Annotated in this window: 21 protein-coding genes; 5 read left to right on the forward strand and 16 right to left on the reverse strand. The window is 21.5% G+C overall.

Going from position 1 to position 26,486, the window contains the following annotated elements:
* Window positions 1-109: 109 nt before the first annotated feature.
* The 3 genes from SGLAD_RS05465 to SGLAD_RS03105 form a co-directional block, all read right to left on the reverse strand.
* Window positions 110-604 (reverse strand): DUF7788 domain-containing protein, encoded by a 495-nt coding sequence (locus SGLAD_RS05465; protein WP_134297582.1) that lies wholly within the window; start codon window positions 602-604, stop codon window positions 110-112.
* Entirely contained in the window at window positions 568-1,131 is a 564-nt protein-coding gene (locus SGLAD_RS05470; protein ID WP_134297583.1) for a DUF2828 family protein, read from the reverse strand. The genes SGLAD_RS05465 and SGLAD_RS05470 overlap by 37 nt, the downstream gene beginning before the upstream one ends.
* A gap of 91 nt (window positions 1,132-1,222) precedes the next feature.
* Window positions 1,223-1,483, reverse strand: a complete 261-nt coding sequence (locus SGLAD_RS03105) for a hypothetical protein (protein ID WP_134297584.1) — start codon at window positions 1,481-1,483, stop codon at window positions 1,223-1,225.
* Between the two features lie 226 nt (window positions 1,484-1,709).
* Here SGLAD_RS03105 and SGLAD_RS03110 point away from each other — a divergent pair, with 226 nt between their 5' ends.
* On the forward strand, window positions 1,710-3,149 hold the full coding sequence (locus SGLAD_RS03110) for a sulfite exporter TauE/SafE family protein (protein WP_134297585.1): 1,440 nt from the start codon (window positions 1,710-1,712) through the stop codon (window positions 3,147-3,149).
* Between the two features lie 50 nt (window positions 3,150-3,199).
* Here the strand turns inward: SGLAD_RS03110 and SGLAD_RS03115 are convergent, their stop codons facing one another.
* Window positions 3,200-4,852, reverse strand: coding sequence for a PTS transporter subunit EIIC (locus SGLAD_RS03115; RefSeq protein ID WP_134297586.1), 1,653 nt, complete (start codon window positions 4,850-4,852; stop codon window positions 3,200-3,202).
* A 4-nt stretch (window positions 4,853-4,856) separates the two neighbouring features.
* Entirely contained in the window at window positions 4,857-6,218 is a 1,362-nt protein-coding gene (locus tag SGLAD_RS03120; protein WP_134297587.1) for a glycoside hydrolase family 1 protein, read from the reverse strand.
* Window positions 6,219-6,338: 120 nt separating this feature from the next.
* Between SGLAD_RS03120 and SGLAD_RS03125 the strand changes: the two genes are divergently transcribed.
* Complete coding sequence (locus SGLAD_RS03125) at window positions 6,339-7,100, forward strand: MurR/RpiR family transcriptional regulator (protein WP_134297588.1); 762 nt, start codon at window positions 6,339-6,341, stop codon at window positions 7,098-7,100.
* A gap of 1,537 nt (window positions 7,101-8,637) precedes the next feature.
* Here SGLAD_RS03125 and SGLAD_RS05475 read toward each other — a convergent pair.
* The 8 genes from SGLAD_RS05475 to dndC all read right to left on the reverse strand — a co-directional run bounded on the left by SGLAD_RS05475 (window position 8,638) and on the right by dndC (window position 20,039).
* Complete coding sequence (locus tag SGLAD_RS05475) at window positions 8,638-8,766, reverse strand: hypothetical protein (RefSeq protein ID WP_279585899.1); 129 nt, start codon at window positions 8,764-8,766, stop codon at window positions 8,638-8,640.
* A gap of 113 nt (window positions 8,767-8,879) precedes the next feature.
* Window positions 8,880-12,308, reverse strand: coding sequence for an AAA domain-containing protein (locus SGLAD_RS03135; protein ID WP_134297590.1), 3,429 nt, complete (start codon window positions 12,306-12,308; stop codon window positions 8,880-8,882).
* Window positions 12,309-12,475: 167 nt separating this feature from the next.
* Window positions 12,476-12,775, reverse strand: coding sequence for a hypothetical protein (locus SGLAD_RS03140; RefSeq protein WP_134297591.1), 300 nt, complete (start codon window positions 12,773-12,775; stop codon window positions 12,476-12,478).
* A gap of 611 nt (window positions 12,776-13,386) precedes the next feature.
* The gene (locus tag SGLAD_RS03145; protein ID WP_134297592.1) at window positions 13,387-14,046 is read right to left on the reverse strand and encodes a hypothetical protein; all 660 of its coding nucleotides are present in this window, start codon (window positions 14,044-14,046) and stop codon (window positions 13,387-13,389) included.
* A 412-nt stretch (window positions 14,047-14,458) separates the two neighbouring features.
* Window positions 14,459-15,403, reverse strand: a complete 945-nt coding sequence (locus SGLAD_RS03150) for a hypothetical protein (protein WP_134297593.1) — start codon at window positions 15,401-15,403, stop codon at window positions 14,459-14,461.
* 5 nt (window positions 15,404-15,408) lie between these two features.
* Window positions 15,409-16,833: a Z1 domain-containing protein gene (locus tag SGLAD_RS03155; RefSeq protein WP_134297594.1), complete on the reverse strand. Its 1,425-nt coding sequence runs from the start codon at window positions 16,831-16,833 to the stop codon at window positions 15,409-15,411.
* Entirely contained in the window at window positions 16,823-18,604 is a 1,782-nt protein-coding gene (locus SGLAD_RS03160) for an ATP-binding protein (protein ID WP_134297595.1), read from the reverse strand. The genes SGLAD_RS03155 and SGLAD_RS03160 overlap by 11 nt, the downstream gene beginning before the upstream one ends.
* Window positions 18,591-20,039 (reverse strand): DNA phosphorothioation system sulfurtransferase DndC, encoded by a 1,449-nt coding sequence (gene dndC / locus SGLAD_RS03165; RefSeq protein ID WP_134297596.1) that lies wholly within the window; start codon window positions 20,037-20,039, stop codon window positions 18,591-18,593. The genes SGLAD_RS03160 and dndC overlap by 14 nt, the downstream gene beginning before the upstream one ends.
* Window positions 20,040-20,222: 183 nt before the next feature.
* On the opposite strand from dndC, the gene SGLAD_RS03170 reads away from it, so the two are divergent.
* From SGLAD_RS03170 to SGLAD_RS03180, 3 genes are read left to right on the forward strand one after another with little or no spacing between them, the layout of a single operon-like run.
* On the forward strand, window positions 20,223-20,927 hold the full coding sequence (locus SGLAD_RS03170) for a DNA-methyltransferase (protein ID WP_134297597.1): 705 nt from the start codon (window positions 20,223-20,225) through the stop codon (window positions 20,925-20,927).
* Window positions 20,911-21,801, forward strand: coding sequence for a DNA adenine methylase (locus SGLAD_RS03175; protein WP_134297598.1), 891 nt, complete (start codon window positions 20,911-20,913; stop codon window positions 21,799-21,801). Before SGLAD_RS03170 ends, SGLAD_RS03175 begins: the two co-directional genes overlap by 17 nt.
* Before the next feature lie 14 nt (window positions 21,802-21,815).
* Window positions 21,816-23,537, forward strand: a complete 1,722-nt coding sequence (locus tag SGLAD_RS03180; protein ID WP_134297599.1) for a hypothetical protein — start codon at window positions 21,816-21,818, stop codon at window positions 23,535-23,537.
* A 358-nt stretch (window positions 23,538-23,895) separates the two neighbouring features.
* On the opposite strand, the gene SGLAD_RS03185 is transcribed toward SGLAD_RS03180, so the two are convergent.
* The 3 genes from SGLAD_RS03185 to SGLAD_RS03195 all read right to left on the reverse strand — a co-directional run bounded on the left by SGLAD_RS03185 (window position 23,896) and on the right by SGLAD_RS03195 (window position 26,288).
* A complete protein-coding gene (locus SGLAD_RS03185) occupies window positions 23,896-24,663 on the reverse strand; it encodes an IS3 family transposase (protein WP_134297600.1) in 768 nt (255 codons plus the stop codon).
* Window positions 24,664-24,881: 218 nt separating this feature from the next.
* A complete protein-coding gene (locus SGLAD_RS03190) occupies window positions 24,882-25,151 on the reverse strand; it encodes a hypothetical protein (RefSeq protein WP_134297601.1) in 270 nt (89 codons plus the stop codon).
* Window positions 25,152-25,289: 138 nt separating this feature from the next.
* A complete protein-coding gene (locus SGLAD_RS03195) occupies window positions 25,290-26,288 on the reverse strand; it encodes a hypothetical protein (RefSeq protein ID WP_134297602.1) in 999 nt (332 codons plus the stop codon).
* Between the last annotated feature and the right edge of the window lie 198 nt (window positions 26,289-26,486).

The following is a 26,486-nucleotide window of genomic DNA, read 5'->3' on the forward strand; positions in this document are numbered from 1 at the left end:
TTTTTTTGCTGTATGAACCTTTAATGTAATTAATATATACCAAATAAACTCAAATAGTTTTCATAATTTTTAAAAGTTTCAATCATAAATATTTCTGGTGTAAATTCATTTAACTTTCTATGTTAAATAAATCTTTTAAAATATGTGTTGAAAATCCACTAATTAAAACTACATTTTTTTCATTTTTAACCACTGGAAAACTTTGATCAATATCAAAGTCAACATTTCAAAAAATAATTTTTGGCAACTCAAGATTATAACTTTTAAATTCGTTTTTTCAATGTTCAAAGTTACTATCTTGATTATTTGATGTAGCTTGGTTAAACTCCATATCACTAATAATTAAAATATATTTTGGATTATCAGAGAAATTATTATTATTTTTCATAGATAATATTATTTTTTTAAATACTAGATCGATATTAGTCGTGCCAATTGCATCATGCGTTTTTAAAATATTAAAATCATCAATAAAATTACCTTTTAATTTAATAAATTTAGGTTGACTTTCAAATTCAATCAAAACATTTTTAAATACGCCTTGATTTTGATGTGCTAAAAACATTCCTAAACCCATTGAATTGTATAAAGGCAACCCTTCCATAGAACCACTAAAATCACACACTGGTAAAATATTTGTGTTTTCTGAACTACAATTTTTTTCATATTAATTCAATATGCAGCAGCTTCATTTATATCATAAAAAGCATGTTCGATAATTTCGTATGCAAAAAAGTTATTAGCATTTAAATTATTTGAATCACTAATTGATTTATTTATAAAATCATTGTATTTATCAAAATCATTTCTACTAAAAGCATTTGCATATTTTTTCAAAGATTTACCTGATAAGTTACTATAATTTATACTTTGATAATCTTTGATTCTTAAGTTATTTTCAAAAAGGTTTAATTTAACTCTTAAACTTGTAAGTAATTTACGATATGCTTTGTAATCAAAGTTTTTATCAAAATTTAGTTTAACTAAGTTAACAAATTTTTTAGCTAAAGTTATTTGTTTATAACTTGAAGCGTTGATTGAAGGCATTCATTTTGAAATTAATGAAATACTTTTATCACTTCGATTAACTTCGCTAATTAAAGTTGAATAAATTAATTCAATTAAACGCAAATCTGTTGAATTAATTGCAAGATTAATTGCATAATCATATCTACCTATTTTAAAATAACATCAAATAAAACTTGACGATCAACTTTATTACTTAAAAAATTAATCATCTTTTTGATACTCTTCTTTCTCCTTTTCCTCCTCTTATATCTAAGTAGTTTAAAAAGTTAAGAATAAATAGTTTGTTATTTTCTTCTCAAGCTTCATCAAAAACTTCTTTTAATAATTCGACAGGATAAAATTGTAAATTTTTAGAAAAAAGATCTAAGTTTTTATTTAAAGTAGATAAATAAGCAATAGCATTTTTGGTATTTTTTATTTGGTTAAGTTGATTTTGTAATTCAGTTAAAACCATATAAATACCCCCTAAAAGACACAAAAAAATAATTTTTAAAAAATTAAATATTTTTAAGTTTTTATTATTTTTTACAAAGATTTTTAATACTATTTATAACTCGTTAATTTTTATTATACACTTATTTATGTATAAACATAAAAATAATATTTTTTTTATACATAAATAAAGTTAAAAAATTTTTACTCTTGTAAAGTTGTAAAATATTTATAGGAGGAAAATATAATTGATTAAAAATATTGATGAGTATTTGATTAAAATTGAAAAAGACATTGAAAAAGTCTATGAAATTTCAAATAATTTAATGAGTTTTAAAAAAACAACTAAAGAAATTAAAAAAAGCATAATTAAAGATTGAAAAGATAAAAATATTGATAATAATCAAAAAGTTAATTGCTTAAGTACTTTAAAAAAAAGTTATAAAGAATATTTAAAGATTTTTGATAAAAAGAGTAAAGATAACTTTATAAATTTAAATCAACAATATAATCAATACATTGATACTTACAACAAAGATAAAAAACCTTTAAAAAAGAAAATATCTGTTAAAGCAATGAAAATTTTAGGAATAAGTTTAGTTCCATTAATGATGTTATTAGCTTTATGTATTAGTTATTTATGTGTAAACAAAATTAATTTAACTAATCAAAATTCTATAATTGCATTTAGTTTATCAATGATTATTTTAGTAGTTTGTTTAATATTTTTAGTTTTTATAATCATATTTTCAACTAAAAAATCAGTATTAGATTACAAGAATAAATCTTATATTTGTGCAAGCATTGGATTTACAGCAAGTTTTTTTGATACATTAGGAATTGGTTCATTTGCAACTAACACTGGTCTTTTAAAAGCAACAAAAAGTTTAAAAGATGATAAAAAATTACCAGGAACATTGAATATTGGTATGGCAATTCCAAACTTATTTTCTGGTGTATTATTTATGACAAGTGTTAGTGTTGATTTAACAACTTTAATTACATTTGTATTATCTGCAATTATTGGTTCTTTAATTGGAAGTAGTATTGTTAATAAAATTAATAAAAAACTAATCGCTATTATAATGGGAGTAGTTCTTGCAATTACTTCAATTCTAATGCTTTTAACAGTCAAAGGAATTGAAATATTTCCATCAGGAAGTGCTATGGGAGTTTCAGATGTTTGATGAAAATTATTCTTAGGATGTCTTGCTTTTGTATTTTTAGGAATGATGATGAGTTTTGGAGTTGGTCTATATGCTCCAGCAATGGCAGTTATTTCATTTTTAGGAATTAACTTCTTAGTAGTATTTCCAATAATGACTTGTAGTGCGGGGTTAACAATGCATATAAATGGTTATAAATTTTATTTTAAAAATAACTATATGCCAAAAACAAGCTTTTTTATGACAATGGGAGGTATAATTGGAGTTTTAACTTCTTATACGATTGTATTTTTAGGTTTAATTACTTTATTAAAAGTTGATCAAACTTTAATAACAGATATTTTTAAATGATTAAGTGTTTTTGTTATTGCCTATTCTTCTTATACTTTATTTAGAAGTTATTTTAAACAAAGAAAAGTTGTAATAAGTGCTATACCAAAAATAAGTTATACTATTGATTATTTGGATTTTAACAACTATATTAATAGTTTTTATACAAATACTTTTGTAAAAAATATCTAAAAAAAATGTTTCTTAAATAATTTTTAAGAAACATTTTTTTATTTGGTTTGTTATACTCTATTAGTTTTTATTTTTTTATTTTCTTTATAAGTTTTTTTTAATTCAAATATATCTTCATTAAAATCTTCTAAAAGTAAATTTCTTGTTCTTTGAGAAAAATATTTAACTTTGCCTAAAATTATTGTCATTAAAAACGTTACACAACAACTTACTAAAATTGATATTGCTCCTCATAAAAATCCTCCACCAAATCAAGTTGATACTCCAGTAGCATCTGGTGCTTTATGTTGGAACATTAAATAACCAAATATAGAACTTGCTCCTTGTAAAGCATAAGTGTTAGAAGCAACTAATACAAGACTTCCACAAAATACACCAATCGAACAAGCAATTAAAGGATATAAATGTTTTAAATTAACAGTAAATAATGAAGGTTCAGTTATACCTCCTACTATTGCAGATACACCATTTGATATTCCTAATTCTTTTAACTGTTTAACTTTTCTATTTAAAACTACAAAAGCAATTGTTGCTACTCCTTGCGAAACATTTGAAAGTGTACATAATCCTTGAATGATTGTTGCTCCATACATTGCTTGACCTTGTAAAATAATTGGTGTTAATGAATGGTGTAATCCAGTAATCACTAAAGGACCATATAACGCTCCAATTAAAGGAACTGCTATATATTTTGCAATGTAATTTGTACTTAATCAATTCACTGAAATTGATAAATAATTTGTAAATAACATTCCAATTGGAGCAATAATAAATACTGAAAATAAGAATGTAACTGCAATTATTAATACTGGACTTAAAATGTTTCTAGCAGTAACATTTTTTATTTTAGAAGTTCATCTTTCCATATAAGCTCCAAAAATTGCAACTATAATCATTGGAACCATTAAACCATTAAAGTTGATTTTAAAAGGATAAGTAGTTCCTTCTCCAAATAAAGTTCAACCAGGATATTGACCAAGAATTGTTTGACCTTCTTCAGGTTTTACATCTCCCATATTAATTAAACCCGGAGCAGTTAATACAACTGCAATTAATATTCCGTAAATTGGAGTACATCTCATTGCTTTAAAAACAGTATAACCTACAGCAATTGTTATAAATAATGAAAAAGTACTAGTCAATACATTTAAGATATCTGCAAATTGTCCTAAAAAATGAACACTATCTCCAGCTGAAGTATTAGCTCCATTTCATTCTACAGTTAATAACGATCAAATTGTTAATAAAAGTCCATATCCAATTAAGGGATAAACTATTGGGGAAAAAACTTTACTTATAAAAGATAAACACTTATTAGTAATTCCTTTTACTCGAAATTTACCTTTCATTTTTGATATTTCATCATTTTGTTTAGTAACAAAATTTATATCATCACTTGAGACTTTTATGTTTTTATCAATTATAGTTTTTCCATCAATATCATAGTTATTAATCTTACAAAATGTTTCATAGAAATTTTTAACATCCATCCCAATTATGACTTGATATTCATTTCCTCCAACATTTTTTTTAATACCAGTTGAATAACTTGCTTTTTTTATCTCTTCTTCATTTACTATGTCTCAATTTTTAAGTTGAAATCTCATTCTAGTCATACAGTGCATAAATGAAATGATGTTTTCATAACCACCAAGACTATTAAATAATTCTTGAGCACTGTTAATATAATCTTTTTTAATCATTACTCTATCCTTTCTTAGCTTCAATCATTTGTTTATATCAATATGCTGATTTTTTAAATTTACGACTTTGATCTTTTAAATCAACTTCAATTAATCCATAACGATTTTTAAAAGCATTTCTAAAACTTCAACAATCAAGTGCTGCTCATAAATGATATCCAAAGCAATTTGATCCATCATCAATTGCTTTTTTAATTTGTAGTAAATGATCTGTTAAAAATTCAATTCGATAGTCATCTTCAATCATACCTTGTTGATTTCTATAGCGTTCTTCATTTTCAACTCCCATTCCATTCTCTGCAATATATCAAGGAATGTTATTAAAATCATTTTTTATTTCCATTCCAATTTCATATAATGCTTCAGGATATATTTCTCAACCTCTATGAGGATTAATTTTTGCATTTTCTGGTATTTTTATTTCAAATTTATCCATAACTCATCTATTTAAATTATTTTCTTTACATTTAACTCGACAAGGAAAATAATAATTTATCCCTAAAAAGTCTATTTTAGTTTGTTTAATAATATCAATTTCTTCTTGGGAGTGAGCTGGCAACATATCATATTCTTTTAAAGTTTCTATTAAAATAGGATCAATTTGTCCATTATACATAATTTTTAAAGGTCCTCTATTTACATATGCATCATAAATTCTTGCTGCATCAATATCTTCTTTACTTTGTGAATAAGCATAAGTATAGTTTCAATTAAATACAACTCCAATTTTTGCTTTTAAATTATGTTTTTTGTATTCTAATAAAACTTTTGAATGTGCTAAAAATATTCCAAATGCTTGGTTAACAGCTTGTTTTGGATCATTTAATGCAGGATAATGTTTATCATTTAAATAACCTTCATAAACTGGAACTAAAGGTTCGTTAAATGTAACATAATAATCAACTTCGTCATTAAATTCTTGAAAAACAAAGTTACAGTAGTTTACAAAACTATTAATCACTTCACGTGATTCTCATCCACCCTTTTGATGCGCTCATAAAGGCATATCAAAATGAAATAATGTCATAAATATTTTGATGTTATTTTTTTTATACTCGTTAATATAATCATGATAAAAATTTACAGCTTCATGGTTAAGGTTTTTACCATCAGGAAATAGTCTCGCTCATGAAAAACCAGTTCTTAATGAATCAAATCCAATTTCTTTAAACATTTTTATATCATTTTTATAATGTCTAGTAATGTCACAAGTTATTTCTGGTCCAACACGATCATAAAATAACTCTGGATGTTCTTGAAAGTATTTATCAAAAGTTAAATCCCCAATTTTTGTAATACCCTTTCCTTCTGTTTGCATAGAACTCATAGAAGCTCCAATTTGAAAATCTTTTTTAAATATAATCATATATTATTCCTCCTAATTTGATACTAACTATTAGAATTTTTTTTACAATTAAAATATCATAATAGAGAAATTTTTCATAAATTAAGAAGTTTTTTGTTAATATAAATAAGAGGTAAATTTATGTTTAAAAGTATAAAAGAAAAGCTAACTTTAATTAAAAATAATTTGGAAAATCAAACTCATATTTTAATAGCAAACTATTTATTAGAATGTATTGAAAATAAAAAAACACCCAAAATAAATGAGTGTTCTAAAAAAGCATTTTGTTCTGAATCAGTTATAACTGCTTTTTCAAAAAAATATGGATATGAAGGATTTAAAGAATTAGCTACAAGAATTAAAGTAGAAATTGAATATTATAACTATAATACAAAACATAATAATATTGAAAATGAAAAAAATAAATATTATAAAAAGTTATTACTTAATTCTTTTGAAATGATTGATGATCAATACTTAAAAACTCAAAATATAATTAACTCTATAAAAAATGTTAAACGCATTTTTGTATTTAGTAGTTATCAACAAATGTTTAATGCTGAATTATTTACAAGTGAATTGAATTTATTAGGATATGATGCAAGGTTTAATTTTCAAAGAAAGCTAAATCAAGCATGAATAAATATTATTGATCAAAATGATTTAGTAATAGTTATGGCATTTGGATTAGATAATCAATACTTAGTAAATCATTATGAATTAATTAAAAATAAAACTAAAAACATATTTTTAATAAGCTCTCCTTCTCAAATGCACAAATTTGAAATATATAAAGAATTAATTGTTGTTGATTGTTATGAAAGAGCAAATATAACAGAATCAACTAGAAGTATTTTATTAATGTATTTGTTAAGTCAAATAGTATTTGAATTAAATAGTTAACTATTATATTTATGTAGATAATAGATATATGAAATAAAAAATAATCTTGACTTTAGAACAACTTTTTTAAAAAATAAATTATCTATTTATTATTTAATTGATAAAACATTGTATTTTTATTATATAAAATAATTTACAATAGAAAATAATCATCTAAAATTGATAAATAGTAAAAAATAGATAAACAAAGTTCGTTTATATAGTTTCTTATATTTAATTCTATTTTTCCATCTAAAAAAATAATTTGTGTATTATGGGTGCTTAGATTCCTGATTTCATATAAAAAATTTGTATACAAACCAATTTTGTCAAAATAATCAACATATTTTGATTTTTTAAAACTAATATCTCTAATAAATTTTCTTTTGTCCTTTATATTTAATAATTTTATAAAGTCATTATTATGAGTTTCTATAGTTGTTTTTAAAATGCATTCGGTTATGTCATATCTATTAATAATATTAATTATCAATGTTTCAAGCTCAATTCTTTGTATATCTAAATAAAATAAATCAATATCTTTAATTTCGTAAATTTTTTTAGTTACATATGAATTAAAAAATAATAAGTCAGTTTTTATATGTTCATAATAAACTTTATTATTAATTTGAAAACTAATTTCTTCTATTAAGGATATTAGTGTAAATTTTATGTTTTCAATACTTGTATTAAAGTTTAATAATATATTTAGAAACTTAGATATTTTATCATTTAAATATTGACAAGAAAAAAATTAATTTTTTCTATATTGATATTAGAACTCAATAAAATCTTAAAAAACTTATTAATTTTTTTAAAGCATGCATATTGTTTAACCTCTATTTATTTGTAGAAATAGTTTTTTTATATTTCAATATTAATAAATTTTTAACATATTTTTTAAGATTTAAATATATTATAGTATGCTATAAATTTATTTTCTTATTTTATTTTTTAATTTACAATAATCATTTATAAGTTTTAACTATTATTATTGAAATTTGTTTAATATTTAATTCAAATGATATTTTGTCAATGATTTCTCTACATATATATCTATCTAAATCTTTTATAATTTTTAGATATATTTTCAAGTCATTTTTTTATTTTCTAATATAAAATACTGATTTTTAACCGGTCTGCTTAATTTCTTTATTTTTGGTTTATTGATAAGTTTTGTTATTTGTAAAATTTATAGATTTTATATTATTTATAAGTCTCAATTAAAAATTTAATTGTTTTATGTTCCTTAGCGATTATAAATACTTCAAAAAAATTTATCCGTAACTTTTTAATTAAATATATGTGATATAAGTTTTTTCATAATTAAATTGTTTTTTTCATCATTCCATTTATGTTTAATTAAGAATAAGTATTAACCGGTCCTACTGTTAAACTTATATTTTTAATTCATGAATTTTGTAAATTAAATTTAACTAATTATCCAGGTACTCCAACTATAGCAATATTTTCTGCAATAGATATAATTTTTTTGCCAAATCAAAAGTTTATTTTATGACGATTGCTTAAATAAAAAAGTTTGATTCTTGTTTATATTTTAATTTCATCATTTGTTGATAGCATTATCGCAAATTACACAAATTACATCTATTGGTTTTAAGATTGTTGATTTTTTATTTAAATTTAAAAGTACTTTAAGTTTTTTTGTTAAAACTTTCTGTTTCATACTATCAACCCTTATTGTTTTAATGTTTTTCATTATTTACTTTTAATTAGGAAATGTCTAAGTCATTAAAATATTAATAATATCCAGATATATGAATTTAGTAAATATAAAAATTATATTTCTTTGATAGCTTTTAAAACATTTTTTAAAAATTGTTCTTTGTATTTTTTATCACTACTTCATCAGTGAGTAGATAATATTCTTTCAAACTTTCATCCTCTTTTTTCTAAATAATATTGACGATCAATATCTCTTTTTCTATCAAAATCAGATGAATGATAAGTATAACCATCACACTCTATTGCTAAAGCATATTCTTCTTTTTGCTTATCTAAAATTGTAATATCAATTTTATAACCGCATGCATCTGTTTGATTTCTTAATTCATATCTATCTTTATATGGAGTAATTAATTTATCAATTTCATTAAACACTTCTACTTCAAACTCTGAATCAAATTGTTTTAATTCATTATTTTGATTATCATTGTAATTATTTTTAAAGATTAAAGCATTTGCATCTTTTATAGTTTCACGATTTTGTAGTAACTCTGCAAAACTTAAAAAGTCTCTTAAATCAATTGCTCCTTGTTTATTTGGATTCATTGTTCTTGAATGAATTGATTTAACAATAATCATTTTATGTTTTGCTCTTGTGATTGCTACATTTAAACGTCTTTGTCCACCTTCTAAGTTTAAAGGTCCATAGTTGTTAATAAATTTTCCATCTTTTTTTGGAGCAAAAGCAATTGAAAATATTATTACATCTCTTTCATCACCTTGAACGTTTTCAATGTTTTTAACAAATAACTCATTTCCTTTTTCTAAATTTAATAAGTTTTGAAGTTTAACTGAATTAATTGCTGCTTTATCAATTAAAGAGTCAATTAATTTTTTTTGATCTGCATTGAATGTAATTACTCCAATAGTTTTTCCTTCATAATCAGGATCTTTTAATAATTGTAAAATTAATTTTACAATTATATTTGCTTCTTCAACATTAACTCCATTTTCAAAGTTACCTTCTGCTGAAATTATTTCGATTGGTAAAAAACTTTTTTGATTTTTATTTACAACTTGTAGTTTTGATTCATAATATCTTGAATTAGAAAAATTAATAAGTTCAGTGTAATTGCTTCGATAATGATATTGCAACATACTTTTAGGATATCTTGAATTAGCAAAGTCAATTAAACTTTCTGCTTTTGCTAAATTTAATTTATCAATATCTTCTAATTGATTTTCTAATTCTTCTTCATCTCCTTCTAATTTATCACTAAAGAAATTAGTTGGAGGCAATTGTTTATCATCTCCTACAATAATATATTTTTTAGCTCTAAATAATGCAGGAATACATTTTTCTACAAAGATTTGTGAAGCTTCGTCAAATATTACAAAATCAAATTCTTTTTCATTTAACTTTAAAAAGTTTTGATTTGAAGCATTGTTAGGGTTTGTAATAATTATAGGAAATAATATTTTTAATAGTTCCATATAATTTTTAAAATAAGTTGTAAGTCGGATTTGTTTTCTACTATTAATAGCATTACCTAAACTTTTAAATAATTTAGAATATTTAATTCCTTCATATTCTCTTTTTTTACTTTCAAATAATTTATCAACAACATTATCAATATGTTTATTATAAATTCATTTAACATCATTTAAATATCTTTGGCTTGAGTCTTTTTTAATTAATTCAATTCATTTATTTGCATCTTTTAAGATACTTTGATATTTAATTTTATGATCATTTATATAAACTGCACATAAATAGTCATAGTCATAAATATTAATTTGATTATTATTATTTAATGCTAAAGCATATAAAATTTCAATTATGTTATCATATGTAACATTATTAATTGATTTAACTAAAAAACATAAATTATTATAATTGGTTTGATTAATTTTATCATTTAAAAAGTTTTGAAATTTGTTTTTAGAAAATAATGGCAATTTAGTTTTATATTTATTTTTTATAAATAAATTATAAAAAAATATTTTTCTTTTATTATCATCTAAATAAATTTGAGAAAATATATTTTTTTTATACATAGTTTTTATATCTAAAGTTTTAAATACATTAAACAAACTATTATATTTTTGATTAATATCATATTCATTTAATTCTTGTAACTTTTCAAAACTTGAATATGAAATACTATTTAAAATTATATTTTCATCAAATGTGTAATTATTAATATCATTTTTTAAATACTGAATGATTTTTAAATATATTCTTCCGCTTTGACTTGTAAAGTGTTTTTTATATCTTTTTGCTAAATTAATACTACTATCAATTTTATCTCCATAATTTATAAAAATATTTTTGTTATTATAATTATTTAATCTAGTTTGAGCTCTTAATTCAATTGCGTTATGAATTTTTTTAACTTGTTGATGAAATTGAACTCCTTCACTTTTATTAAATAACATTAAACAAAAATCTTTTAAATCTTTCATACGATCATAAACTACATCAGAAGCAACTTTTTTTTCTGTAATAAATAATGCTCGATTATTATTAAAAATAATATTTGCTAAAAGATTAACTATTGTTTCAGATTTTCCAGTTCCTGGAGGTCCTCAAATAAATTGACTTCTGGATAATGAATTTGCAATTGCAGTTTTTTGAGTAACATCTAAATCTGAAATTTGTACAATTTCTTTTTCATTTCATTCAACATCAGCTTCTAAAGCTGGATCAATATTATTTGTAATAATTTCATCAATAAAATCTACTCTATCATCTTCTTCAATTTTATTATATGCAGAAAGTATTGCAGATGAAGCAATATCATAAAGTCCAAAAGAAATATAATTATTTAAAATTAATTCATTACGATTTACTTTAATAACATTTGTAAAATAATTATATAACTCTTCTTTTGTAAACTGAGTTGCTTCTTTTAAATTATTTATATTAAATTCTTCTAAGTGATTATTTTTAATAAAAAATCCTGTTTTTTTAATTAAACTTAATACATATTCTAAACCATTATCAAAAAAATGTTCATCAACTTCACTAAACTCTCAATTTAAATTATTTTTTGCAGCCATTAATAATAAGATTGAGTTGTTTAATTGTGGTTCATCATAATTAATATTTTTGATTTCAATAACATTACCTTTTATAGAAATATCTGCACGATATAAAATTAAAGGTGCTCTAAATACATTGGATTTATTATTATCTAAAATTCCTTCTATAAAATATGATCCAACAAATAATGAGTGAATATTTTTTTCTTGAATGATTAAATTATTTTTTTTATAAATGCTTGAGAATTGATTTTTTAATAATTTATTGTTGTCTTTTTTATTATCAAGACTTTCAGCTATTTTAAATTCATAATTTTTTTTAACAAAATTAAAACCTTTGTTAGAACAAATAGTTGAACTACAAGCTTTTATAAGATCAATTGAATAAGAATTTTCTTTAAAACTATTATAAAAAACTAATGATCTTTTATTAGTTTGTAATAATCTACTTTTAAATATATTTAAAATTTTATCTTCTTTTTTGTTTAATTCGCTCATAGTTACCTTTCTTTACAATAATTTAATCATAATTTTTATGTTAATTTAAGAATGCTTCATCGTTTTTGTCTAAATTATCTTCTAATTTAAAATATAAAATTTTTTCTAATATTTTTTCAAAATCTGTAATATTTATTTTAATCTCTTCAATTTCTAATTTATTGATATTAAATAAAAAATATGTTTGATTTTATTCCTCTCTTAGTTAAAATATATCAGTTCATAATTAATTCAAAATACATATCATTACTTATCGCTTCATCTAACTTAAAAGATCATAATAATTTAGCTTTTTTATCATAAGCATCAAAAATTCCACTAATAATAATTTCTTCTAAAAAATAATTTTTTTTAAATCTATCAAGAATAGCACAATTCTTAGAACTAATATATAAACCTTCTTTAAAGATTAAACTTTTATTAATATTTATTTCTTCAATTAATTTAATAGAATTATCAATAAACACTTCATCTAATCAACAAAATTTAGAATTTTCTAATCGTGTGTATTTATAATTTCTACCTGAATTAATTGCTTCAATTATACATACAATTTGAGTTAATTCTGTAATGCCACACTTTTTTTATAAAATTTTCTTAATATTTTTTTGAACAAACTAAGAAGTTATTTTTGTCTTCTTCTTCAGAAATCATTATTTCTTTTTCAATTTCACTCAAAATTTTAGCTTTAAAATTTTCATTTTTGAATAAATAACTATATATACTTAAAGAACAGTTTATATTTAATACGTTTTCTTTAATTTTTTTATTTTTATAATCTACTACAATAGTATTAGGAATATATTCAAAACTTACATTACTCTCATTAGAAAAATTATGCTTTACTATACTTAAGGAATTTTTAAAGTCATATATGATATTTGATTCTACATAATCAAATAAGTTTGAAGATTTAAACCTTCTGCTTTTTATATTTGAGATATTTTTTTATTAAGCTGTATTAATTTAAAATTATTAGAAACTATATTGAAAGTTTCTAATAATTGATCTACATCTATAAAACTAGGTACATAATTATTTTTTGGTTGTAAAATTATTACTTTTTTCTTAGCTCTTGTTATTGCGATATAAGTTTATCTCTAACATCATCTGCTTCTTTACTATTTTTTGCTCTACTAAATCAGTAATCATCAAATCCATAAACAATAACTAAATCTGTTTCTCTACCTTTTGTTGAGCAAAAAGTCGTGATATTAATTTTATTATGTTTTAAAGATTTATCACCTCTAGTTTTATCATCTTTAATATAAATATGATATTCATTACTTAAAAAATTAAAAAATTTATTAAATGAGTTATTTTCGTTTTGTACCTTAGTTGAATTCATTGAAACAAAAGTATTTTCATGTCCATATTTTTCAATCTCTTCTAAGATTAAATTTTTAATCAGATATATAACAAAGGGATCAAAAATAATATAATCAATTTTTTCTTCATTTTTTAAATCATATGGGTAAATAAAATCTTTTTTGTAAAAAGAATTATTTAAAAAATTACATACATTTTTTGGAACTCGAAAACTTACTAATAATTTTAACTTTAGCCAAGGCTTTTTTAATTCTATAAACAAAGAATTAGCCATTGTTAAATATCTGCAATCTAAGCCTGGATATTTATTTAATGTTTGCTTTCTATCATCAAATAAACAAATTGAGATATTATCATTATTAAAATCTTTTAATACTTTTTTTATTAATTGATAATACAACATTTTCATATCTTGTACTTCATCTAAAATTAACACATCAGGTTTGTGTCACTACTATAAATAACATTATTTTTAATAGTTCTTATAATACCTTCATCATCAAAAATATCTTCTTCTTTATAAAGTTCTTTTGCTAAGGTATGATAATTTTCAACTTTTAGGTTTTCTAAATTTTGTTCTTCTACTTTTTTTGGGTATCATCTTTTAAATATAAATTGTAAACTACTAGTAAAAACTTTTTTTCAGGATAAAACTTAGCCATTTCAATTGCTTTTGAAGTTTTACCATTTCCAGTAACAGCTTCTACAATTAAATTGTTATTTAAAACTTTTTCAATAATTTCATTTTGTTATCGTGTTAATTTCATATTTTCACCCTTTTTAAAAAACCAAAATATTTAATTTGTTAATAAATAATACAACTAACTAAAAATATCTTCAAGCTTAACTTCTTCAAATGAGAATAAGTTAATTTTATAATTTATATCAGTTATTAAATTTGAATACTCTTTAATGTAAGGAATGTTTTTTGTTTCTATAAATTTTATTACAACATCGGTATTATCAAATTTGATTAAAGTTCTTGGCTCATGCGATTTTTTAATATCTTCTAATATATCTTTGGCTTCATTTGCTAATTGTGGTAATGAAAGATATCACTCTATCAAATCAATTAACGTTTTGCCACCTTTTTTTATAATTTTTATACTAACAGCTGCATAATAATCATTAATATTTTTATTAACTTGGTCATTTTTTAAAGTAAAAAGACCATCTTGACTAGTAGTTGTTTTTACTTCTATATTTATAACTTTATCATTGTTAATGATTTCAAAATCTGTTTTAGATGTCATTTTTTTTTCATTTAAATTTTCAAAATGATATGAATCAAGTAGCTTTTGAAGATACATTTCATTTTTTTGCATTACTAAAAGCTCTCCAATCATACCTATTTGAACTTTTTTATTTAATTTTCAAACTAAACCAAATATGTTCTCTAATTCACAAACAATATCATATATACTTTCTTCTACTGCTTGATGGTAAAAAATTTCAAATACCATTTTTGCCATCTTTTCTGGACAATTTTTTACCAAAAAGATTATTTCAGCATCAAACTCTTCATTATTTATTTCTAATAATAATTCAAGTTTTGGAAATCCTATAGTTTTTTCGTCTTCTTTTGATAATTCAGATAAGCCATTTAATGAAGGATAATAAGAAAAATTTGGTTTATTTAAATGTTTTATATTTTTAGGCAATAATGTATGATTGATAATTTTTTTTAAAATGAAATACTGGTTAGTTTCTTTTATCATTCCTCAAACAAAACCGTTTTGTTCTTCTATAATTTTTAAGTTTTCCATAATTTTTAACTCGTTCATTTTAAGCAATGTTCTTTAAACAAGTTTTCTATCCTTTCTTTTTTTATAGTGCTGTGTTCAAAAGATTCCGAATACATTTCTCTTATAGAATTTTCTACATAATAAATTTCTTCATAAAAATTGCTAGCAACATTTGAAACATATATTTTCATATCATTTATGTATGCTTTTCTATAACCAAATCATCTTGCTCTTTGCAATAGAGTATCTGATGATAAGTTCTTAGAAGAACCATGATTAATCATAATTTGAAATAATAAATCATCAAATGTTACACCCCTTGATAGTAAATTACCCCCTATTATTATTTCTGGAACATTTTCTCTAATATAGTCTATACCTTCCATGGTATATTTAACTTTTAAATTATTTATACAAATTCTAAATTCTTTTATTTCTTCTCTTCCAACAAAATTTAATAGAAATTCATCATTTTTGACTTTTAATTTGTTAACAATCAATCTAAAAAAACTTTCTAATCCTTTTATAGTATTAGTACCAGTATCAATATTAATTAAATACTGAAAGTTTTTTGAGTATCTAAAACATTTTAATAAAAACTCCATTATGCTATTTTCTAAAAACTCTTTTAAGTTTTTATCATACACATCTACTTCTTTTAGTGATCTAATTATATCTTCATTTAAAACAAAATATCTTTTTTGATCTTTAAATTCTTTTAGACCACAATAAGCTTTGGCAGATGAAAGTGGAACAAGATAATTTGGTATAAGAAAATCTGTATAACTAATTAGATTTGCATAAGGTGTTGCTGTAACAGAAAAATATATTTTATTTTTGGTTTTATATTTTAAAAGATTTTCTATATTACTATTAATTGTTCTATTTTGTTTATTTTTTTCAGAAGATGCTTCGTCAGATTCATCATCTATTATTGCAATTTTTCAATCTTCAAAATCTGTAGCAGAAAGTTCTTGAAAATTTTTTAATAATTTACTTATATTTTGTTTTATACCGTATAAAAATTGTGTTTCACTAGAATCTCTAAAAAAGTTTTTTTCTTCTCTAAAATCTAAAAAATCACATTCTTTATTAGCTTCTTTAAACCTTTTAACATTTTGAATATTTAAATTATTTTTTGTACCAGTAAGAATTATAAATTTATTAAAACCCATATCTCTTAGCACAGAAGTTAAAAAAATCATATTATTTGTTTTTCCAGACTGAACTTCTCCAAATAATAAGATTTTTTGTAATTCCTCATTTAGATCAATACATTTAACGATTTTTTCCATATTTACTTGTATTACATTATCAATAGTTGAAGTTCCATGAGTTGGATTTTTTTTAATAAACTCTTCTTTTGTTAGGTTAAATATTTTTTCTGGATTAAATTTAGTTTCTGCTTTCTTCTTTTTGTTATATATAAATTTAACAGTATTATTTGACATTATGAAACATATCCACTATATTGTGAATTTTTTCGATTCTTTCTTCATTGTTTTTACAATCAGAAAGAGAACAAAGAATTAAATTAACTATAGGGTTTATTAAAACCAATAAAGCTTCATCTTTTACACCTTTTTTGAATCCATAAAAATCTTTATTTATATTTAATACTAAAAGCTGGCGATTATCTAAAAACTTATTATCAATTTTAAATATTTTTTTATCATCTTCAAATTCAGAGTTATTAATGTTATAAGTTAAACTATAGATATTATCAGAATCTTTTTTATCTTTTATAATAAAAGAAGTTATGGTTCTTTCATCATCAGTACCTGGTTCTATCATAGTTAATTCTTCAGGTTCTATATCGATATTTTCAAGTGTATTATTTTTATTTAAAATTTTAGAAAATCTTTCAATCTCAGTTTTAATTTCTTTATCACTTCTCACTTGTTCATCCTTATGAAAAATTAATTCTAAAAAATTCCTAAATATTTCAGATAAGTTATTTTTAAATGTTTTTTCAATCACATATTCTATATCTTCTTTAACTGTACCGTGAAATCCCATTTTATTATTATCTACACGAAATATTTTTTTATCATTTAGATCAATTTCTCCAATAAATCTATTATTTACATAATGACTTTTACCACTCAGTGCTTTATCGTATTTCATTCAAGTTAAATTAGTTTGAGTTGTATTAGGTCCTGCTATAATTGCTCTATTATCTTGATAAACAGAAAGTCCATTATATTTAAGGAATATATCGTTTTTTCCTATAAACCCAAATGTAAATGGTATTTTAAATTTTTTATATTTATCATCATTTAAAACAATAAAGCAACTAAATTTTAATTCTTTTTGATTTTCAAAGGTTTCAAAAATATCACCATAAGTTAGCCCTTCAAAACCTACATTTTCGTTTAATTTGTTAAAATATTGTTCTTTTAATTTACCAAATATTTCTTTATACTCACGTGTAGAGTTAATATTTTTCCCATTAGAATATTCGTAATCATTTTTATCATAAGGTGAAATATAAGGATTGGGTATCATAGCTTGAGTTATATCAACACTTCTATTATCATTTCCCATTTCTTCTTGTCCTTTTTTGTTAATATAACTTAGGTTTATCGATAACATTCCTTTTCTAATAAATCTAGCGTATCTACATGCAAGTTGTTCTTCTAATGCCTTGCCGTTTTCTTTGCTACCTTTTTTATACATTCTTGACTCATATCTACCTGAGTGAACTGAATTTGTATGTAATTTATCAATTTTTATAATAGTTCCAGAATTATATTCAAATTTAAAACCAGATTCTTTTGACATATCGATATTTTTAATATCAGTAAAATAAAAGTCTTCACCTTCTAATTGATCAACATCTAATTTAATAGAGTACGCAAAATTATCATTTATATGTTTAGTATAAATTGTTAATCTTTTTCCAAATCATATTGCTGCCATTTTCATACCAACACCAAACTTGTTTAATGATTCGCCTTGTTCAAGTTCAGATTTACCATTTTTTATAGCAACATTTCTACTTTCGTACGGAATTCCACATGCATTATCAACTATATATATACATTCTTCTTTCATATTTATAATTACATTAACATTAATATGGTCTTTTTTATAATCTAATGCTGATTGTATAGAATTGTCAATAAATTCAGAGATCATATAAATGTGACTTGTTGTTTTATCTATATAACCTAAAAATTCTCTATTTGTTCTTGGTATTTTATTTTTATTCTCTAGCATCTTTATTCATCTCCATTATTTTTTTAATATCAGTATATTTTTTTATTAAATAATCATTTTTCTCTAATTCTTTTTTTACTAATTCAATAATATCTAATATTTTGATTATTTCTTGTTCTGATATTAGGCTCATATCATATTTTTTCATTTTTTTATTAAGATCGGTAATTCTTTCTAATAAGTTTATTCTATAAGATAGAGTGTAGGGACCCAATCCCATTATAGATAGTTTATTATTATTTAAATTTTTATCTAACTTTACAATAATATCTTTTATTAAGAGTTCATTATTTTCGTGATAAGGATTAATTTTTTTATCATCGATCATTTGTCTTGCTTCAGATTCAGAAAAAATTTTAATTTTCTTGTCTTCATTAATTAAATAATTTTCGTTATTGATTTGTCCAAATATAATTTTTTCTCTAATATCTTTTTTTGGCAAAAAATAAACACCGTCTTTTTCTTTTAAATCCATAAATCTGTACTTAATTAATGTAACTTTTTTACTAGTTTTATTTATTCTAAAAGAAGCATGGTATCTATTTTTAAATAAATCTCTTTCTTTAATTAATTCTTCTCTAAAATCAATTAATGGTTTTAATCAATTATTTCCTGAATTAATAAAACCTTGTAAAGATTTATCTTTAGTTACTACAGGACACAACCAACAACCCCATCGAGAACTTCCACAACCCTTTTGTAATTTATCATCCAAAGATGATGGGCATTCTTCTACACCAGTTGATGAGTCTTCGTATAATAGCGATAACTTCAAATTATTTGCCTTAAAATCAACAAGACTTGACTCGCCTAAATATTTTCAAATGTCAAATAAAGTAAAATCTTCAATTGGAGAAAATATTTTTCCTTTATTAGTAGTATTTTCCCTTAAAAGAGATTCTTCAATTTTGGTATTGTCCAATTTAATATCTCTACTCTTTGACTCTCCTTTTCTTACACCTAAAACAGTCAATATATTTGAACCGTTTTTTTCAATTTCTTCTACATACTTATTCATTGGTTTTATTTTCAATCTGTCAGTACATCATCTAAAACTTTGGTTAGGTAGTGGATATCCTCTTCCTATTAAGTTTACTCAAAATGACTCATCAAGATCTGGTGATACTTTATGAACTTCAATAGGAAGATTATATTTAATTGAGAAATTTTTTAAAAGTTTGAGCGATTTATTCAATTGTTCTAATACAATCGGATTTTCAATTAAAGTATCAGAACTAACAATATGAATTTTTTTATTAAACTCTTTAGTTTTTAATTCTAATAAAGCTTCAATAATTATTTGAACTAATACATTAGAATCTTTACCACCAGAATAACCAATCATTCATGTGTAATCCTTTTCTAAATATATTTTTTTAATATTATTTTTAGCTTCATATACTTTATTTAAGTACTTTTCTTTTACATTCTCCATAATTATTCTTTCTTTTTATACAATACACAATAATGATACATTAAAATTAAATAAAATAAAAATTGTCCTATAAAAGTGGACATCTTAATAGAAGATGAATTTTTAAAAAAAAATTAAATTATATTTGTTTATTTTTCAAGATATTTTAACTTTTTTATTTCATATGTTAGTATAATTAAGAATATGATAAATAAAATATACAATATTTCATGCTTTAATTTATTTGAAAAAATGAAGCATAATAAAGAATATGTTGATCTCATATTGACAGATCCTCCTTACAATATAAGTAAGGAGAACAACTTTACAACAATAGGAAGAAGCGGAATAGATTTTGGTTTGTGAGATTATGGATTTGATCAAAGTACTTGAATAAAAGAAGTAGCCCCCTTAGTCAAAAAAAATGGTTCAATAATAATATTTAATGATTGAAAAAATATGGGTGAAATTGCAAGCACTTTAGAAGAATGTGGTTTTGAAGTTAAAGACTTAATTAGGTGAATAAAAACAAATCCAATGCCAAGAAATACCGAAAGAAGATATGTAACAGATTTTGAATGAGCTATATGAGCAGTTAAAAAAGGTGCTAAATGAACTTTTAATATAGATAAAAATTTTAATAAATATTTAAGACCTGAGTTTAAAACTTCAATACCTGCAGGCGGAACAAAAAGAATTCATCCAACACAAAAGTCTTTAAATCTTATTGAAGATATAATAAAAATTCATTCTAATAAGGGAGATATAGTTTTAGATCCTTTTTCTGGTTCAGGAACAGTTGCTTTAGCCTCTAAGATAAACGAAAGAAACTTTATAGCTTCAGAAATAGATGAAAAATATTATAAAAAATCAGTTTTAAGGTTAAAGAAATATGAAAAAATATTATAAAAGTCCTATTAATTATTTAGGAAATAAATACAGAATATTAGATTCTATATTTAATAACATGCCTGTTTTGAATAAGAAAAAAAACTTTATAGATGTTTTCACAGGTTCAGGAACGGTTGCGATTAACTCGGATTTTGAAAACTTATATGTAAATGATTTTTGTCAAAATATGATCGATTTTTTAAATTTTTTTTATAAAAATAACTATGAATCTATTATAGATAAAATTGAAAAAGTTTTGATTGATTTTAAATTACCCTTTGGAGATAAAACAACATATAATAAAAGTTCAGTTTCTCTTTATTCAAAAAATTATTATAAATTGAGAGAAAGTTATAATAACGATAAAAACTTAACTAAATTATTATGTCTTATTTTTTATTCATTTAATAATCAAATAAGATTTAATTCAAAAGGTTTTTATAATATACCAATTGGAAAAAGTGTTTTTAATCATTTGGTTAAAGAAAAAATAAAATACTTTAATGAAACTTTAAAAGTTAAAAATTTGTTTACATATTCTTATAAATTTATAGATTTTATAGATAAAATATTAGAAAAAAATTTTAATTCTAATGAAACTTTTTTTTATTTTGATCCTCCATATTTAATAACAAATGCTACTTATAATGCAAATTGAAATGAAATTGAAGAAAATAAGTTGTTAAATAAAATATCAGAATTAAATAGTAAGGGGTATAAATTTATATTGTCTAATGTGTTGCAAAGTAATGGTAAAACAAATATTATATTATTAGATTGAGTTAAAAAAAATAACTTTAAAGTTATAAATGTGGATGTTAACTATAATAATTCAAATTATCATAGAAAAAATAAAGATATAACAAGAGAAGTTATTATTTTAAATTACTAATTTAAGGAGAAATTATGCCGATTTTTAGACTTGGAGATACATCCGCTAGAACAAAAAATCAACTAAATCCAAACTTAATGATTTTTGAAAAAATTTACAGCGAAAATGAGCTTAATAGTAAGGATATCTACAATTTCCTTTATAATGATGGCTATAAGAGAAAACCTATCCCTTCAAAAATCACTGACGTAGACCTATTTATGAAAACTTTAAAAAGATTAGATCTAGTCAAAAATAATGGGAATATCTATAATATAACAAATATAGGTACAAATTTTGGTGATAGTGTTTTTAAATTTAATCTTGATAGCAATCAAAAAGATTTTTTAAAATTTATTGGATTTGATTTATCAAGCTATGCTTTTTTGAATGCCTTTTTAAATATGAGCATTAGTAAAGCAGCTGGTTTTATAGAATTAGAAGCGGATTATTCTCCCTTTTCTTCATTGTTAAATCAAATTATTACTTCAAAAGATATAATTAGTTATGAGTGATTTAAGAATTGAATGATGACTTCAACAAAAAGCAATAATAAAATAACAAATAACTATAAAAATTTAACTTTAAATAAATATTCTTTTAGAAAAAAACCTACAAATTTTATATTATTTAAAGAATTAATTGATTCTATATATAGTAAAAACATCAATCAATTTATAATGGTTATTAATAAATTTAGTAAAACAAATTTTAAAAGTAGAGATAAAATATATGAGATTTTAAGATATTTAATTTGTAAATCTTGTAATTTAAAAATGAGTTATTACAATAAGAAAAATTTATTTTTCAAATATATAAACAGCAATATAAATACAGTTTGGCAAAACATAAACCTTATAAACAATTTTGATGAGTATATTTTGATGATTATTGACGAAATTACTATAGATAATGAGTATTTTGATATTAACAAAAGATGAATTGAGGATTTAAATTTAGGTACATTTGTTAATAAAAATTTACATATAAATAAAAATTTACAAATATTTCTTTTAGAAATAAATAAAAAAGAAAATTTTAGTGATAACAAGATTGGAAAAGATATATTCAAGTATTTACTTGATAAAGAATTTTTAATCAGTTTTTTAAATAATAATCCTATTTTAAAAGAAAAAGAAAATAACTCACCATATGAATTAGAAAAATGTTTAGAAGTAATAAATAAATATAATGATTACATTGTGAACAAAACAATAAATAGAGAGTCATTTGAAAATTTTATTATAAATGATTTAAATATAGACCCCACTATTGGTTTTCCTACAATAATTGAATATTTTACTTCTTTATTTATATGACATTTATTAAAGAAAAATAATAAAATAATATCTGATATAAAAAATTCATTAAATACAGCTCTTGATTCTGATTTAAAACCAATTAGGTTTGCAACCGGAGGACAACCAGACGCACAAATAATATTGGAGAATAAAATTTATACTGTTGAAACTACAACGTTAGTTAATTCTAAGGAAATGTTCAAAAATGAAACTTTATCTATATTGGAACACGGATATTTAATTTGAGATAAGTATCAAAAAGATATAGAAGTTTTATTATTTTCTCCTTTCATGGACGAAAATTTTAAAAATTTATTAAATTCAATTTATAACACTGAACTAGAAAAGACAAAAAACGAAGGAAACATATATAAAATAATTTATAGAAATTATATGGATTTAAAATTGAAAACATTTGAAGAATTAATAAAATTTAAACATCAAGTGCTTTTATAAAAATATTTAACAAGATTTAATTTATTAAAAAACCATTAAATCAGAACCTTAAAGTAACTAAGTTATTTATTTTGTTTAAATAGTTTGTTTTTATATACAAAAAATAATAATAAAATACTGTTGTTATATTTCGCCCTTATTTAGATAATTTAATAATAAAAGCTTATGGACATTTCCAATAAAATAAAATTAATAATTAAATATCTTAATTATTAATAAACTATTAAAAAATATAAAAAAATAATAATTTAATAATGATATATAAAAAGTAGGAAAATATAAATTCACCTATTTTTAAATTTTAAATATACTTTGTAGAGTTTAGTAAATATACTTTGTCAAGTATACAAAATGTTTTTTATAAGAATACTTCAAAATTATTTGAAGTATTCTTTTTATGTGAAATAAAACCAATATAAGCATATGCCGGAGGTCCATTATGTTTAATCATTATTCTTGTATAGTTATAAAACTCTACATAATTATCTATTACCTTTTTTAGATTGATAAAACTATTTTGTTTTAATTTAGTTTTTCATTCTTCTTTTAATGAAGAGAAAAAAGTTTCACACATTACATTATCAATAGAGTTACCAGGTCTAGATAATGATATTATCATGTTATTTTTTTTAGCATATTGTCTCGCAAATACAGATGTGTACTGAATTCCATTATCAGAATATATAATTAGTTTTTTAGATATATCTTTTCTATGTAGCGAAGCTTTTTCCTGTGATTTTTTATAAATATCTATATCGTTTTTTAAAGATACTTCATGACCGACTATAAACTCAGTATTTGCATCTTTTATAACACTTAAATATGCAAACTTTTTGTTAAACAGTATATAAGTGACATCTGTAACTCATAACTCATTTTTTGAGTATAAAGATCAATTTCTATTAACATGATTAGGACCGTTTGTTATTTTTTTATCTTCTTTAGGCTTTCTATTCATTTTTTTAATTCTTATAACTGAATATAATTTAAATATTTTCACAATTCTAGCTATCTTAGTTTGACTTGCAACAATGCCACTATTATTTAAAACTATTTTTATTCTTGGCGCCCCATAAATTCCATTATTTTTCATAAAAATCTCTTTTATTTTAGAAGCTAAATTCATATCTACTTTTAAGTTAAATTCTGACTTAATTTTTTCACATCATCGATAATAACTAGCTATGGTTATATTTAATAATTCACATAAAGAAAAAATTGTATATTTATTTTTATATTTATCTATTATTTTGTAATAATTAATTATTCTTTTTCTGAATCCTCCATTAGTTCATTGACTTTTTTAAAACCTCATTCTCCATTTCTAATCATCTTAGTTTTTTGTTAAGTTCAGCGATTTTTTTTATCTTTTGGAACTTTTGAATTAGTTATAATTTTTGCGTTATGTTTGTTATGTTTTCCAGTTTTTGAAATAAGTGATTCATCACCATAAACCACTCAATCTAAAGACATTCTTCTAACTGTTGAATATGATATGTTGTAAGCTTTTGATAAATCTCTAAAAGATAAATTTTGCTTAAAGTATTTATTTATTAATTCTTTTTTAGTATCAAAATCTATAATATTTGATTTGTTTCCTTTTAAATTTGCCATATAAAAAATTCTCCTTGTATAATTTTATGTTTTTTTAACATAATGTATACTTAGAGAATTATATTTAACACCAAAGAATTAAACATTTTTTTATTATCATAAATAGTTTTATACTTGTTTAATTAACAAACATATTAGTTATATAATTTTGTATAAATTAATAAAAGAGTTCAAATCTATTTCAAAATCATTATTTTCAATATCTTTAGAACAATAATAAATAAATTCAGGTTTAGAAAAGTATTTATGTACACTTAATATATACTTTTGAATACTACAATTTATTATTTCAATAATTTCATAGTCTATAATAAAAGCACTAGGTTTATTTTTATTAAATTTATTTTTATTAACGTTTAATTTTTGTATATCAGATTTATTTATATAAATTTTTGTATTAAATATTTGAATAGTTTCACAATTCTTTTTTAATATTTCTTTTTTAAATATAAAAGCTATTTTTTTTTCTATATCAACAAAAATACTATATGTTTTTTTAAGTAGGAATATAATTCCTATAGATGTTAATTCAATAATAACTCCAAAGTCATTTGGTAAAAATATAATAGGATTTGATGAAAAAACAGGTGTTGGATATATTATATTTTGTATATAATATTGATTTCAATCATAATTATATAAATCTTTATTATTTTTAAATTTGTTTTGTCTATAAAACGATAATTTAACATATTCAACTAATATATTAAATTTTTGATAATTTACAGTCCTTTCTATGTTTTTTAAACTTTTTATTAACCCCCCTACTTTTCTATCTATTTCATAAATTTTTTTATCAACAAGATTTTTTTTATTTTTAATATATTCATAATATTTATCATTAAATTTTTTATAATCTTTTATTCAAGAAGATAATTTATCACTTATTATTGATTCAATTTTTGATCATTCTTTTTCATTATAAATTCATTTTTCATTACACGGCACATCTATATAGAAATTATTGTCATTGCTTAAAAAATTATCAATATCTTTTATAAAACTTATATTGTATTTTTTGTTAATAACTATTGAGTCATTTATGCAATGAAGCTTGGTAATTATAAACTTATTTTCTTCCAATAATCCTTCTAAATATTTTTTTATTTCTGCTTTTGATATAAAATGACTTTTCATTATTTAAAATTCCTTTTACCTATTATAACAATATACTAATAATAATTTTACAAAATTGCTATTATATACTTATACATTGTATTGATTTATTTTTTTATAATAAAATGGTATTACATATAAAACCAAAACAAATAAAAATTATTAAGATCATTTTATTTATTTTTCCGCTTTATTTAGTTTATTATTTTATACAAATTA

Origin of the sequence: Spiroplasma gladiatoris (assembly GCF_004379335.1) — a bacterium.
GTDB lineage: Bacteria > Bacillota_I > Bacilli_A > Mycoplasmatales > Mycoplasmataceae > Spiroplasma_A > Spiroplasma_A gladiatoris.